This window comes from Rhodococcus sp. YH3-3 (assembly GCF_001653035.1).
GTDB classification, from domain to species: domain Bacteria; phylum Actinomycetota; class Actinomycetes; order Mycobacteriales; family Mycobacteriaceae; genus Rhodococcus_F; species Rhodococcus_F qingshengii.
On record NZ_BCWH01000001.1, the window covers coordinates 939,290 to 951,789 of the forward strand.

14 protein-coding genes and 1 tRNA gene (1 of these 15 cut by a window edge) are annotated in these 12,500 nt (G+C 63.8%); 14 read left to right on the forward strand and 1 reads right to left on the reverse strand.

Features of this window, described 5'->3' with window-relative positions; genetic code table 11:
- From YH3_RS04460 to YH3_RS04485, 6 genes are all read left to right on the forward strand, one after another.
- Positions 1–591, forward strand: a 591-nt coding sequence (locus YH3_RS04460; protein WP_193777146.1) for a CpaF family protein, incomplete at its 5' end; no start/stop codon positions are given.
- Positions 588–1,376 (forward strand): type II secretion system F family protein, encoded by a 789-nt coding sequence (locus YH3_RS04465; RefSeq protein ID WP_064443037.1) that lies wholly within the window; start codon positions 588–590, stop codon positions 1,374–1,376. The genes YH3_RS04460 and YH3_RS04465, both read left to right, overlap by 4 nt.
- The gene (locus tag YH3_RS04470) at positions 1,373–1,957 is read left to right on the forward strand and encodes a type II secretion system F family protein (RefSeq protein WP_064443038.1); all 585 of its coding nucleotides are present in this window, start codon (positions 1,373–1,375) and stop codon (positions 1,955–1,957) included. The genes YH3_RS04465 and YH3_RS04470 overlap by 4 nt, the downstream gene beginning before the upstream one ends.
- A gap of 65 nt (positions 1,958–2,022) precedes the next feature.
- Positions 2,023–2,226: a DUF4244 domain-containing protein gene (locus tag YH3_RS04475; RefSeq protein ID WP_007732448.1), complete on the forward strand. Its 204-nt coding sequence runs from the start codon at positions 2,023–2,025 to the stop codon at positions 2,224–2,226.
- Positions 2,226–2,585, forward strand: a complete 360-nt coding sequence (locus YH3_RS04480; protein ID WP_007732449.1) for a TadE family type IV pilus minor pilin — start codon at positions 2,226–2,228, stop codon at positions 2,583–2,585. Before YH3_RS04475 ends, YH3_RS04480 begins: the two co-directional genes overlap by 1 nt.
- A complete protein-coding gene (locus YH3_RS04485) occupies positions 2,582–2,932 on the forward strand; it encodes an Rv3654c family TadE-like protein (RefSeq protein WP_007732450.1) in 351 nt (116 codons plus the stop codon). Before YH3_RS04480 ends, YH3_RS04485 begins: the two co-directional genes overlap by 4 nt.
- Here YH3_RS04485 and YH3_RS04490 read toward each other — a convergent pair.
- Entirely contained in the window at positions 2,925–5,213 is a 2,289-nt protein-coding gene (locus YH3_RS04490) for a DEAD/DEAH box helicase (RefSeq protein ID WP_003946107.1), read from the reverse strand. The two genes, YH3_RS04485 and YH3_RS04490, sit on opposite strands and share 8 nt — an antisense overlap.
- A 456-nt stretch (positions 5,214–5,669) precedes the next feature.
- Here YH3_RS04490 and YH3_RS04495 point away from each other — a divergent pair, with 456 nt between their 5' ends.
- The 8 genes from YH3_RS04495 to YH3_RS04530 all read left to right on the forward strand — a co-directional run.
- Positions 5,670–5,873 (forward strand): cold-shock protein, encoded by a 204-nt coding sequence (locus YH3_RS04495; RefSeq protein WP_003946117.1) that lies wholly within the window; start codon positions 5,670–5,672, stop codon positions 5,871–5,873.
- Between the two features lie 183 nt (positions 5,874–6,056).
- Complete coding sequence (locus YH3_RS04500) at positions 6,057–6,641, forward strand: hypothetical protein (RefSeq protein WP_003946106.1); 585 nt, start codon at positions 6,057–6,059, stop codon at positions 6,639–6,641.
- A gap of 169 nt (positions 6,642–6,810) precedes the next feature.
- Positions 6,811–9,747 carry a type I DNA topoisomerase gene (gene topA / locus YH3_RS04505; protein WP_003946104.1) on the forward strand — a complete coding sequence of 979 codons (2,937 nt, stop codon included), beginning with the start codon at positions 6,811–6,813 and terminating at the stop codon, positions 9,745–9,747.
- A gap of 33 nt (positions 9,748–9,780) precedes the next feature.
- Positions 9,781–11,010, forward strand: a complete 1,230-nt coding sequence (locus YH3_RS04510) for a DNA polymerase III subunit delta' (protein ID WP_019746652.1) — start codon at positions 9,781–9,783, stop codon at positions 11,008–11,010.
- A gap of 30 nt (positions 11,011–11,040) precedes the next feature.
- Positions 11,041–11,113: transfer RNA gene (locus YH3_RS04515), tRNA-Thr, on the forward strand.
- Positions 11,114–11,234: 121 nt separating this feature from the next.
- Complete coding sequence (locus tag YH3_RS04520; protein WP_064443039.1) at positions 11,235–11,804, forward strand: RDD family protein; 570 nt, start codon at positions 11,235–11,237, stop codon at positions 11,802–11,804.
- Between the two features lie 30 nt (positions 11,805–11,834).
- Entirely contained in the window at positions 11,835–12,257 is a 423-nt protein-coding gene (locus YH3_RS04525) for a DUF2752 domain-containing protein (protein WP_007732476.1), read from the forward strand.
- 152 nt (positions 12,258–12,409) lie between these two features.
- Positions 12,410–12,500 carry the beginning of a hypothetical protein gene (locus YH3_RS04530; RefSeq protein ID WP_003946112.1) on the forward strand. Its footprint extends 107 nt past the window's final position, so only the first 91 of its 198 coding nucleotides appear in the window; it begins with the start codon at positions 12,410–12,412; its stop codon lies beyond the right edge, outside the window.

Consider the following 12,500-nt stretch of genomic DNA (forward strand, 5'->3'; position numbering starts at 1 on the left):
GTGATCGGCGGGACCGGGGCGGGAAAGACCACGTTGTTGTCCGCCATGCTCGGCGCGGTCGACCCGCGCGAGCGAATCGTCTGTGTCGAGGACGCGGCCGAACTGGCGCCGCCGCATCCGCACGTCGTCCGCCTCGTCGCCAGAGCTCCCAACGTCGAGGGCGTCGGAGAGGTGACGGTGCGCGATCTGGTTCGGCAGGCACTACGAATGCGTCCCGATCGCATCGTCGTCGGTGAGGTCCGCGGCGCAGAGGTGACTGATCTGCTCACGGCGATGAACACCGGCCACGACGGCGGCGCCGGCACCGTTCACGCCAATTCGCCCGAAGAGGTGCCGGCCAGACTCAAGGCGTTGGCGGCGCTCGGCGGGATGGATCGCCACGCGTTGCACAGTCAACTTGCCGCGGCAGTTCAAGTGATCCTGCACGTGCACAGATTGGCTGACGGATCGAGGCGTCTCGAACAGATCGGTGTCATCGACCGCGGTGCGGACGGGTATGTACGAATCATGCAGGCGTGGCCGGACGGCGGTTCGGGTCGTGAGCGGCTCGAGCGGATGTTCCGGCTTCGCAATCGAGAGGTCGGGACGTGACGGTTTCCCTCTTGGCCTTCGCGTTGGCGGTCTCGATTGCGCCGGTGCGGGATTCACGTGCTCGGCTCGCTACGTACACCCCGAGCGTCCGCAAGCCCTCCCGGCAGATTCGGTGGCAGTTCGTCGCCGCATTTCTCGCGATTTCGGCCGCGTGGATCCTCGGAGGTCTTCCGGCAGGGTGTGCGGCTGTCGTCCTCGCCGGGACCCTGATCCTCCGTGGCCGACGCGCGAATGCAGCCGAAACCCGGGATCTCTCACAGAAGATGCTGCTCTCCGGTCTGGAGGTGCTGATCGCCGAGCTGAGCGTCGGCGCGCATCCTGCAGCGGCCAGTTCTGTTGCAGGCGAGGAATGTACCGGAGAAGTGAGTGCCGTATTCCGTTCCGCTGGGGCCAGGGCGCGTCTCGGTGGTTCTGCCGCAGCGGCCTTCGCGGTACCGGATTCGTGCATCGAGCGTGAGTTCTCCCGCATCGGATCCGTCTGGCGGGTCGCCGACCAACACGGGCTGGCACTGGCGGAACTACTCGGCGCCGTCCGGACGGACATGTTGGGACGTAGACGCTTTCGTCAGCGTACCGAGGCCGGGTTGGCGGGCGCTCGGGCGACCGCTGCGGTGTTGGCCTTTCTCCCGCTGTTGGGGATCGGTCTCGGGCAATTGATGGGTGCTTCGCCGCTGCGCGTGCTGTTCGGAGGTGGGCTCGGCGGCGTGCTCCTGGTGATCGGAACCGCTTGTGTCTCAGCTGGTCTGCTCTGGACCGACCGGATAACTGCGAAGGTCACGTCGTGAGTTGGGCATCCGTGGCGATGATGGCGTTGGCGTTCGCGATCATTCCCGCTCGTCGCGGTGCTTCGGCCAGGGCGGCAGAAATTCTCTTCGCGGACACAACAACAGAAGATTCGGTTCCAGTCCCGGACAAGCCGGATCCACTCGCAGTTGCCGCAAGTCTCGACCTTCTCGGGGCCTGCCTACGAGCGGGGCTTCCCGTCTCCGCCGCGATCACAGCGATGGCGTCGACGGCACCGAAACCGATGGCCGACTCGCTTCGTCGCGTCGCCGACCTTCTGGCGCTCGGTGCCGATCCCGACGCCGCGTGGGGCGAAGCCGCTCTCGATCCCGATACCGAGGCGCTCGCCAGAATGGCTCGGCGTTCCGCCCGTTCGGGTTCGTCGCTGTCCTCATCCATGGCCGAACTCGCCGAGCGCAGTCGAGGTGACGCCGAGGATCTTGCTGCTGCTGCAGCCGAACGCGCGGGAGTGCTGATCAGCGGTCCACTCGGGCTGTGTTTCCTGCCGGCGTTCATCGCCTTGGGCATCGTCCCGGTGGTGATCGGGCTTGCCACGACTGTGCTCGGTAACGTCCTGCTGTGAGCCGGATCCGAGTGAAAGCTCCTGCGGCAGAAGTGCTGCCACAGGTTTCGATTGAAGGGGGAGAAATGATTTCGAAGACGTTGAGGACGGTGTCGGCCAGATTTGCGCTGTTGGTTGCCGAGGACGACGGCATGTCCACCGCGGAGTATGCGATCGGCACGATTGCGGCTGCCGCATTCGGTGCCGTCCTGTACACGGTTGTCACTGGCGACTCCATTGTCTCGGCGCTGACAGGCATCATCGACAAGGCGCTCAAGACAGCTGTGTGATGTTGTCCACGAGAGGTATTCGGCAAGCCGACGACGGCGCCGTGACGGTGGAGGCCGCGATTGCTCTGGCTTCGATCGTCACGGTGGTCGTGCTGTGTGTCGGTGGAGTCCTGGCGGTGTCGATGCAGGTTCGGTGTGTCGACGCCGCTCGTGAGGCCGCGCGGTTGGTGGCACGTGGTGATCGTGAGTCTGCGGTCACCACGGCCCGCCGGATCGCACCCGAAGATGCGTCGATCTCGGTGGAGATCGTCGACGGCTTTGCGGTGGCCGTTGTCAGCGCCGAGAGTGCGTTGCTGCCGTTGGTCGACATTTCTTCCGAGGCGGTGGCAGCAGTGGAGTCGGGAGTGGAGGAGGGGTGAACCTACGTGACGACGAAGGTGTTGCCACGGTTCTGGCGTGCTGCGTTCTGGCGGCGATCGTGATGGTGACCGGCGGGATGCTGCATGTCGGTTCCGCAGTGGTGGCTCGGCACACGGCTCAGTCGGCCGCTGATCTTTCGGCTCTCGGCGGTGCGGGCGCCTTGGACGGCGGCGACGAGTCGGCGTGTGAGATGTCCGCGGTGATCGCGGAGCGGATGCGCACGGTGCTCGAGGAGTGCGAGGTGCAGGGTTGGGATGTATTGGTCGAGATACGCGCACCGGTGTTGTTGTCGGGCTTCGGGATCGGGGATGCGCAGGCTTACGCGCGTGCGGGTCCGGTCAGCTGATGGTGTCGATGACGGCGGTCAGAACCTTGACCGCGCCGTCTTTGTCGAGTGGGTCGTTTCCGTTGCCGCACTTGGGTGAATAGACGCAGGACGGGCAACCGTGAGCGCATTCGCAGGACAGTATGGCGTCGCGCGTCGCGGTGAGCCATCGGGACAGTTCGCTGTGCCCTCGGTCGGCGAACCCGGCGCCGCCGGCATGACCGTCGTAGACGAAGACGGTCGGGAGTCCGGTGTCCGCGTGCATCGCGGTGGACACTCCGCCGATGTCTCCGCGGTCGCAGATCGCCACCAGTGGCAGCAGGCCGATTGCGGCATGTTCGGCGGCATGCAGTGATCCGGGGAACCGTTCGGGCGGGACCCCGATGGATTCGAGGAGTTCCGGCGTGACCGTGTACATCACTGCCCTGGTGGGCAAAGTGTGTGCGGGCATGTCGAGTTCGATCGAGTCGAGGACTTCACCCGAAGTCAACCGTCGTAGGTATCCGACGACTTGATGTGTCACCTCGACCTGGACGAGAGCGACGGCGATGTCGCCGTAGTTCTTGTGCTCGAGTTGTTCGGTGATCGTGATTTCGGTGGTCTCGCGGGCCGAGGTGGTCCAGTCCGGATTCTCGGTGTGTACCAATGCGAGTCCGACGTCGAGGTCCAGTTCGTCGACGACGTAGGTCTCGCCTTGATGGATGTGCACGGCGCCGGGATGAACTGTGGCCGGAGCGCGGCCCGCGTCGACAGTGCCCAGCATCCGGCCGGATTCCCCGTCGACAATGGCCACCTGAGTTCCGATGCCGCCGCGAATGTCCAAAGAGCCGTGGGGGTTCGAATCGGCGGTGACGAACCATCCGTGCTTTCGGCGCCGGATCTTGCCTTCCTCCGACAGCCTGGTCAGAACCTCGAGAGCCCCGAACGCGTCCACCTCGGCATCGGAAAGTGGGAGTTCCATTGCAGCGCATAGAAGTTGTGGTCCCAGGACGTACGGATTTCCGGGATCTGTCACCGTCGCCTCGACGGGTTTGTCGAGTACCGCTGACGGATGGTGAACGAGGTAGGTGTCGAGTGGATCGTCGCGGGCGATCAACACGACGAGTGAACCCTCACCGCGTCGCCCGGAGCGACCCGCTTGCTGCCAGAACGAGGCGACGGTGCCCGGGAAGCCTGCCACGACAACGGCGTCGAGGCCTGCGATGTCGACGCCGAGCTCCAGTGCGTTGGTGGTGGCTGCGCCCAGCAGTGTGCCGTCGGCGAGTGCAGCTTCCAGTTCGCGTCGGTCCTCGGCCAGATATCCGGCGCGATACGACGCGACTCGCTCGGCGAGGTCCGGGTCCACCTCGGCGAGTAGACGTTTGGTGGCCATCGCGGTCAGTTCGGCGCCGCGGCGGGAGCGGACGAAGGTGAGAGTGCGGGCGCCTTCGATCATGAGGTCGGCCATGATCCGCGCGGCTTCCGCGCCCGCGGGACGTCGTACCGGGCTACCGTTTTCGCCGGTCAATGCCTCCAGTAGCGGTGGTTCCCACAGTGCGACGGTGCGTGGGCCGTGCGGCGATCCGTCTTCCGTGACCTCGGTGCAGTGTGCGCCTATGAGCCGCGAGGCCGCCGCGCCGGGATCTGCTGTGGTCGCGCTGGCCAGAATGAAGGTGGGTTCGGCGCCGTAACGGGCTGCAATTCTGCGTAATCGCCGGATCACGAGCGCGACGTTGGATCCGAAGACTCCCCTGTAGGAGTGGCATTCGTCGATGATCACGTATTTCAGGTTGCGGAAGAAGTGTGCCCATCGCTGATGGGTTCTGAGCAGAGAAATGTGGATCATGTCGGGGTTGGTGAAGAGCCAGCGTGAGTTCTCACGTGCCCAAGTGCGGAGTTCCTGAGAGGTGTCGCCGTCGTACGCACTGGCGTTCGTGCTGCGAAGTTCGACGTCGAAGTCGGTGAGGGACAGCACTGCTCGCAGTTGATCCGAGCCCAGCGCTTTGGTGGGGGAGAGGTACAGGGCTGTTGCGAGCGGATCGGTCGCCATGGCCGTCAGCACCGGGAGTTGGTACGCCAGTGACTTGCCCGACGCCGTACCGGTGGCCACGACCACGTGTTTTCCGGCGTAAGCGAGGTCGGCGGCCTCACTCTGGTGGATCCACGGGGACCGCACGCTGTGCTCGGCGAGCGCACGTACGACGCTGGGGTGCACCCACTCCGGCCATTCGGTGAACTCGGCTACGCGAGCAGGTAACTGCGCGGTGAACATCAGTGGTTTTTCGCTTCCACTGACCCCGGCGACGACCCGATCGAGCAGCATCTGCCCGTAGGTCTCGCCAGGCTTCCCTCCCGGGGCGGGGATCGGGGAAGGTGCGTTCACGTGACTCTCCGGGCTCGGCGTTGGGGTGTGGCGGCAATCGGAAACTGTCGCTACCTGCAGTTTTGATGATACGCAACGGTCGGCGGTCTTGGTGGAACCGGGTGCTCGGCGCGCGCGCGGGAAACCACGATCGTGGGCTGTTTTTCTCGTAGCGAACTTTTAACGTTTTTAGTTCCCTTTTCGACTGTTGTGCACGCGGAGAACATGGTTGACTGACAATCGGTCGCAGCTTCTGTGTTCGTAGGCTTGAGAAAGTGCACGCTCGCAGGATCGTTGTTGCGGGCGCGGTGCTCTGCCTTTCCTGAGGGGGAAATAAAGACGTACAGCGGTCGGAACCGGCCCGGTGGACTGTAAGGGCTGTTCACCGAATCCGGTGTTAGAAAGAGAAGGAAAAGCATGGCACAGGGCACTGTGAAGTGGTTCAACGCTGAAAAGGGCTTCGGCTTCATCGCTCCCGAAGACGGTTCCGCAGACGTCTTCGTTCACTACTCCGAAATTCAGGGCAACGGCTTCCGTACCCTCGAGGAGAACCAGCGTGTGGAGTTCGAGGTCGGCCAGGGCACCAAGGGTCCCCAGGCTACCGGCGTTCGCGCGGTCTGATTTTTCCGCTCACTCGCTGAGCGATTAGTTCGGACAGTATTTGTCCCCCATCGCATCCGTGCGGTGGGGGACAAATCTTTTCGGGCTGAGCCAGTCTTTCTCTGTCCGAGGTAATGCACGCAGCTGTCCGACCACGGCCGGTCGTCTATGCCGTCAGTACCTTCGTGGCTTACGTTTCACTCTGTGAGCCAACTGTCCTTTTTCTCTGCCGAGTCGATTCCACCTGCCGTGACGGACCTCGCCGGAATGCTGGCCGGACCGGGTCAGGTCGTGACCTCGGAGGACCGTGCCCGGATCTCGATCGTCGTGGATCGGGACTGGAGAGCGCAGGCCGTTGCCGAGTTGATCGCGCAGTGCGGACTCGGGGCCGAGGTGACGCGTAGTGAAGAAGGCAGCCCATTGGTCCGCACTCAGTCGACGCCCGCACTCCTTCCGCTGTCCGTGCAGTGGACCAAGGGAGCTGTGAAGGCGGTGCCGGTCGGTTGGGTACCGAACTCCCGCCAACTCCGGGTGTGGGCCGTCGCGGCCGGCAGGCTCGAAGAAGGCGGCGAGCGATTCGTGTTCGGCCTCGACCCTCATGCCAAGGAGACGCACGCACCGCTGGCTCAGGCCTTGATGCGGGTTGGTATCGCGCCGACTCAACTGGGTAACCGGACACCGGGCCCGGGGCTCCGTGTGTCGGGAAAGAAGAGACTGACAAAGCTCGTCGAATACCTCGGTGAGGCGCCGAAACACGTCGACACCTCTGTCGCCTGGCCACACGTCTGACAGTGCTCATGCCGCGTGTCCGACGGAGCCCATACTGTACTGATCTGCACGAATGTCTTGCGGGTATGTCACTCTGTAAAGAGAGACACGGGGTATAACTTGCTCCACACGTCTAGTTCTGAAGATCTGCCGACGGCAGTGAACGTCCAAAGGAAGGCTCGGGCAGCAGGTGGCTAAAGCGGACAACGGCAGCGGTCAGGGAGCGTCCGGTAACCCTCGTCGCCTCGTGATCGTCGAGTCACCGACCAAGGCGCGCAAAATCGCTCCCTACCTCGGTAAGGACTACGTCGTCGAGGCATCGGTCGGTCACATTCGCGACCTCCCGCGCGGCGCAGCAGACGTTCCGGCCAAGTACAAGGGCGAGTCCTGGGCCCGTCTCGGCGTCAACGTCGATCACGACTTCGAGCCGCTCTATGTCGTGAGCCCGGAAAAGAAGGGCAAGGTCGCCGAACTCAAGTCTCTGTTAAAGGACGCCGACGAGCTCTTCCTCGCAACTGACCCCGACCGCGAGGGCGAGGCAATCGCCTGGCATCTCCTCGAGACTCTCAAGCCCAAGATTCCGGTTCGTCGAATGGTCTTCCACGAGATCACCGAGCCGGCAATCCGTGCTGCCGCCGAAGACACCCGCGAACTCGACACCGACCTCGTCGATGCTCAGGAAACCCGCCGCATCCTCGACCGTCTCTACGGTTACGAGGTCAGCCCGGTTCTCTGGAAGAAGGTCATGCCGAAGCTCTCGGCCGGCCGCGTCCAGTCGGTGGCCACTCGCGTCATCGTCCAGCGTGAACGCGAGCGGATGGCGTTCAAGTCGGCGTCGTACTGGGATATTTCCGCGACGCTCGACGCCGGTGCAGAGGCCAGCCCGCGTAGTTTCGGTGCGCGCCTGGTCTCCGTCGACGGTTCGCGTGTCGCCTCCGGTCGCGATTTCGGAGCTGACGGAAAGCTCAAGGGCAGCGCGGTCACCGTGCTCGACGAGGCGTACGCGCGTCGTCTCGCGGAAGCGTTGCAGGGCGTCGACCTCACGGTTTCCTCCGCCGAGGACAAGCCGTACACGCGCAAGCCTTACCCGCCGTTCATGACGTCGACGCTCCAGCAGGAAGCCGGACGCAAACTTCGTTTCACGTCCGAGCGTGCAATGCGCATCGCACAGCGTCTGTACGAAAACGGCTACATCACCTACATGCGTACCGACTCGACGACTCTCTCGGAGTCGGCGATCGCTGCCGCTCGTGCGCAGGCCACCGAGTTGTACGGTCCGGAATACGTGCATCCGACGCCGCGTCAGTACACCCGCAAGGTCAAGAACGCGCAGGAAGCCCACGAGGCGATCCGCCCCGCCGGCGACGTGTTCCAGACCCCGGGTCAGCTGCACTCCAAGCTCGATTCCGACGAGTTCAAGCTGTACGAACTGATCTGGCAGCGGACCGTCGCTTCGCAGATGGCCGACGCCCGCGGTACGACGTTGACGCTTCGCATCTCCGGCACGGCAGGCACCGGCGAGGACTGCACGTTCTCCGCTTCGGGTCGCACCATCGTGTTCGCCGGCTTCCTCAAGGCTTACGTCGAGAGCGTCGACGAAGAGGCCGGCGGTCAGTCCGACGACGCCGAATCCAGGCTTCCGGTGCTGGTCAAGGGTCAGGAAGTCACGGCCACCAAGCTCGATCCGGACGGACACAGCACCAACCCACCCGCTCGCTACACAGAAGCCAGCCTGATCAAGACGCTCGAAGAACTCGGCATCGGCCGTCCTTCGACCTACTCGTCGATCATCAAGACCATTCTCGATCGCGGATACGTCTACAAGCGTGGCAGCGCGCTGGTTCCGTCCTGGGTGGCGTTTGCCGTCATCGGGCTGCTCGAGGTGCACTTCGGCCGGCTGGTCGACTTCGATTTCACGGCAGGAATGGAAGACGATCTCGACGCGATCGCCGGCGGCCGTGAGCAGCGCGGCAACTGGCTGAGCAGCTTCTACTTCGGCGGCGAGACAGGCGCCGAAGGTTCGGTCGCCCGCGAGGGCGGGCTGAAGAAGATGGTCGGAGTCAACCTGGAGGAGATCGACGCACGCGAGGTCAACTCCATCCGTCTCTTCGACGACGCCGAGGGCCGCGAGGTTCATGTGCGCGTCGGCCGGTTCGGGCCGTATCTCGAGCGCATGGTTCAGAATCCGGACGATCCCGAAGGCGATCTGATCTCGCAGCGGGCAAATCTTCCCGATGACCTGCCACCGGACGAGCTCACTCCCGAGTACGCCGAGAAGTTGTTCTCGACGCCTCAAGAGGGCCGCAAGCTGGGCGTCGACCCGCTGACGGGCCACGAGATCGTCGCGAAGGAAGGCCGCTTCGGTCCCTACGTGACCGAGATCCTGCCCGAACCGCCGGCCGAGCCGGAACCGGACATCGTTCCCGTCACCGCTCCCGAGCCGGAAGAAATCAGCTCGGGCAGCACCAAGACTGCGGTGAAGAAGGCCGCGGCCAAGAAGGCGCCTGCGAAGAAGGCTGCCAAGAAGGTCGCAGGCCCCAAGCCGCGGACCGGATCGCTGCTCAAGTCCATGGACTTGGCGACGATCACCTTGGAAGATGCGCTGCGTCTGCTGTCGCTTCCGCGCGTCGTGGGTGTCGACCCCGAATCGAAGGAAGAGATCACCGCGCAGAACGGCCGTTACGGTCCGTACCTGAAGAAGGGCACGGACTCACGCTCGCTCGCCAACGAAGAGCAGATGTTCACCGTCACGCTCGACGAGGCCCTCAAGATCTACGCCGAGCCGAAGCGTCGTGGGCGTCAGGCGTCGGCAACGCCTCCGCTGCGTGAGTTGGGCGTCGATCCGGTCAGCGAGAAGCCCATGGTGATCAAGGACGGCCGATTCGGTCCGTACGTCACCGACGGCGAGACCAACGCCAGCCTTCGCAAGGACGACGACGTCGAATCCATTTCCGATGCTCGGGCGTCGGAGTTGCTGGCTGATCGTCGTGCGCGCGGCCCGGTCAAGAAGAAGGCAGCAGCCAAGAAGGCTCCGGCCAAGAAGGCCGCTGCCAAGAAAACAGCCGCAAAGAAGGCCCCGGCAAAGAAGGCCGCCGCCAAGAAGGCTCCGGCGAAGAAGGACTCGTAAGGCTTCGTCGGTGCCGACGGTTAGGGTTTTTGCATGAGTACTGAAGTGGCCGAACGAGGTGTGTTCGGTCGGCTGGTGGGTCAGCACGACGTCGAGCAGAGCCTGCGTGATGCTGCACTGTCGGCTCGTGGCGATTCCAGCGGCTCGGAGATGACCCACGCGTGGCTCTTCACCGGGCCACCCGGCTCTGGTCGTTCGGTGGCTGCTCTCTGCTTCGCCGCTGCCCTGCAATGCACCTCCGACGGTGCACCAGGGTGCGGTGAGTGTCATGCGTGTACGACGACGATGGGTGGAACCCATGGTGACGTACGACGGATCATCCCCGACGGCCTGAGCATCAGCGTCAAAGGCATGCGCGAGATAGTCAACATCGCTTCGCGTCGACCGACGACGGGGCGGTGGCAGGTGATCGTGGTCGAGGATGCCGATCGTTTGACCGAAGGCGCAGCCAACGCCCTCCTGAAGGTTGTCGAGGAGCCGCCGGACCGCACGGTCATCCTGCTCTGCGCGCCGACGACCGATCCGGAAGACATGTCTGTCACCCTCCGATCGCGGTGTAGGCACATGCCGTTGGTGACGCCGTCCGTCGAATCGATCGCCCAGGTACTGATCGACCGCGACGGGCTGGATCCGGAACGGGCGAGAATCGCCGCATCGATCAGCGGCGGACATGTCGGTCGGGCGCGGCGCCTCGCCACCGACGAGAGCGCGCGCGACGAGCGTCAGCGTTCGCTTCGGCTGGCCGCCGACGCGATCGGTGCTTCGACGGCGTACAAGGCCGCAGAGAACTTGGTGAAGTCGATCGAGGCTGACACCAAGGCGTTCTACGCCGAACTCAAGGAACAGGAACTCGAGGAGCTCAAGGTCTCCTTGGGTGGCGGTGGAACCGGCAAGGGAACAGCCGGGACTCTGCGCGGATCGGCTGGGCTGATCAAGGACCTCGAAGCGCGCCAGAAATCGCGCGACACCCGGGCCCGCCGCGATCTTCTCGACCGGACGCTGATCGACCTGGCCGGCATGTACCGGGACGCGCTTTCATATTCGCTGGGGTCGACGTCGACGGCGACCCATCCCGACATGGCTCGGCAGGCCGCCGAGTTGGCTGCACGAACGTCCCCGGAGGGGTTGCTCAAATGCATCGAAGCGGTGCTCGAATGCCGCGAGGCCGTCGACTTCAACGTCAAGTTGCAGTGGGCGCTCGATGCGATGGTTGCCTCCATCGGAGCCGCTTTCCGACCCCCGTTTTCGCGATCCGGGGGTTGACCAGATAGACTCGCCACCGCCGAAAGGCACGCTGCCTTAGCTCAGTCGGTAGAGCATTTCACTCGTAATGAAAAGGTCGAGAGTTCGATTCTCTCAGGCAGCTCAGCCAAGAGCCCCACACCCGGAAATCCGGATGTGGGGCTCTTCTCGTTAGTTCCCAATTCTTGCGTATGTGCGGTTTATCCTGAGTTCGGCGAACACGTGCCTGAACAGGGGAGACCTCGATGTCGGATCAGAACTGGGGACCAGGCCAACCATCGCAGAATCAGCCGCCGTACGGGCAGATGCCGCCGATGCCGCCGCAGGGTTATCAGCCGCCGACGCCCGCCTATCCGTACGCAAGCTGGATCTCGCGGGTGTTCGCGTCAATCCTCGACGGCTTTGTCGTTCCGCTCCCGGGCGTCATCCTCGCGATCATCGGGGCGGTGATCGCGTTCTCCGGATCCGAAGTGACCACATACGACGACGGCAGCGTGAGCGCTGAAGGCGGCAATCCGGTCGGCGTGATCCTCATGGTCGTCGGCATACTGGCGATCTTCTTGATCGAGGTATGGAACCTCGTCTTCAGACAAGGGAACACCGGACAGACGCTCGGCAAGAAGTGGCTGGGAATTTCGGTGATTCGGGAGTCCGACGGTGTACCGCTCGGCCCGGTGATGGCGCTGCTTCGTTGGATCATGATGGCGATCCTGGGTGGGGCATGCTTCCTCAACTATCTCTGGCCGCTCTGGGACTCGAAGCACCAGTGCTGGCACGACATGGTGGTCCGGTCGGTAGTCGTTCGCGCCCGCTAGTCGCTGCCGGGGTCTCTTACAGTGGGTGCCATGGAGTTGGAAGCGGTCACAAGTCGACGACGCTCGCTGGCCGCACCCGTCGGTGTTGCTGCAGTGGCCGTGACGGCCGCCGCGGTACTCCACTTCCGTGATCCCCACAGCGCGGGTAGTTACGGCGTTTGTCCGATGTACGCGTTGACGGGATTGTGGTGCCCGGCGTGTGGTGGCCTTCGTGCGGTCAATGACCTGACTAATCTGGATATTGGCGCCGCAGTGTCCAGCAATGCCTTGATCGTGCCGTTTATCGCGGTGTTGGTGATCGCGTGGATCGGTTGGACAGTGCGCCGTTGGAAAGGCACGCGGGATCGCATGATCGTGCTTCGGCCGACTGTGACGATCGTGGTGCTCGGAGTTCTCGTTGCATTTACGGTTGTTCGAAACACCCCGTGGGGGAGCTGGCTCGCGCCGGCGTGACGGTAAGAGGTCGACATGGCACTGCAGGTTTTTTCGCTCATCGTTCTGCTCGGCGCGCTGATCATCTTGATTCCGACGGCACGACGTGTCTTCGGCAAGAAGGACGACGAGTAGGCCTCGACAACTGGGCCCGCGCGGCACATGCTGGCGGTATGGCTGATTCGTTGAAAGCCCGCGTCAAGGAAAAGTTGCTGAGGCAACTCGCCGAGGACGGTCGGCACCCGATTCAGGAAGCTGAGGGTG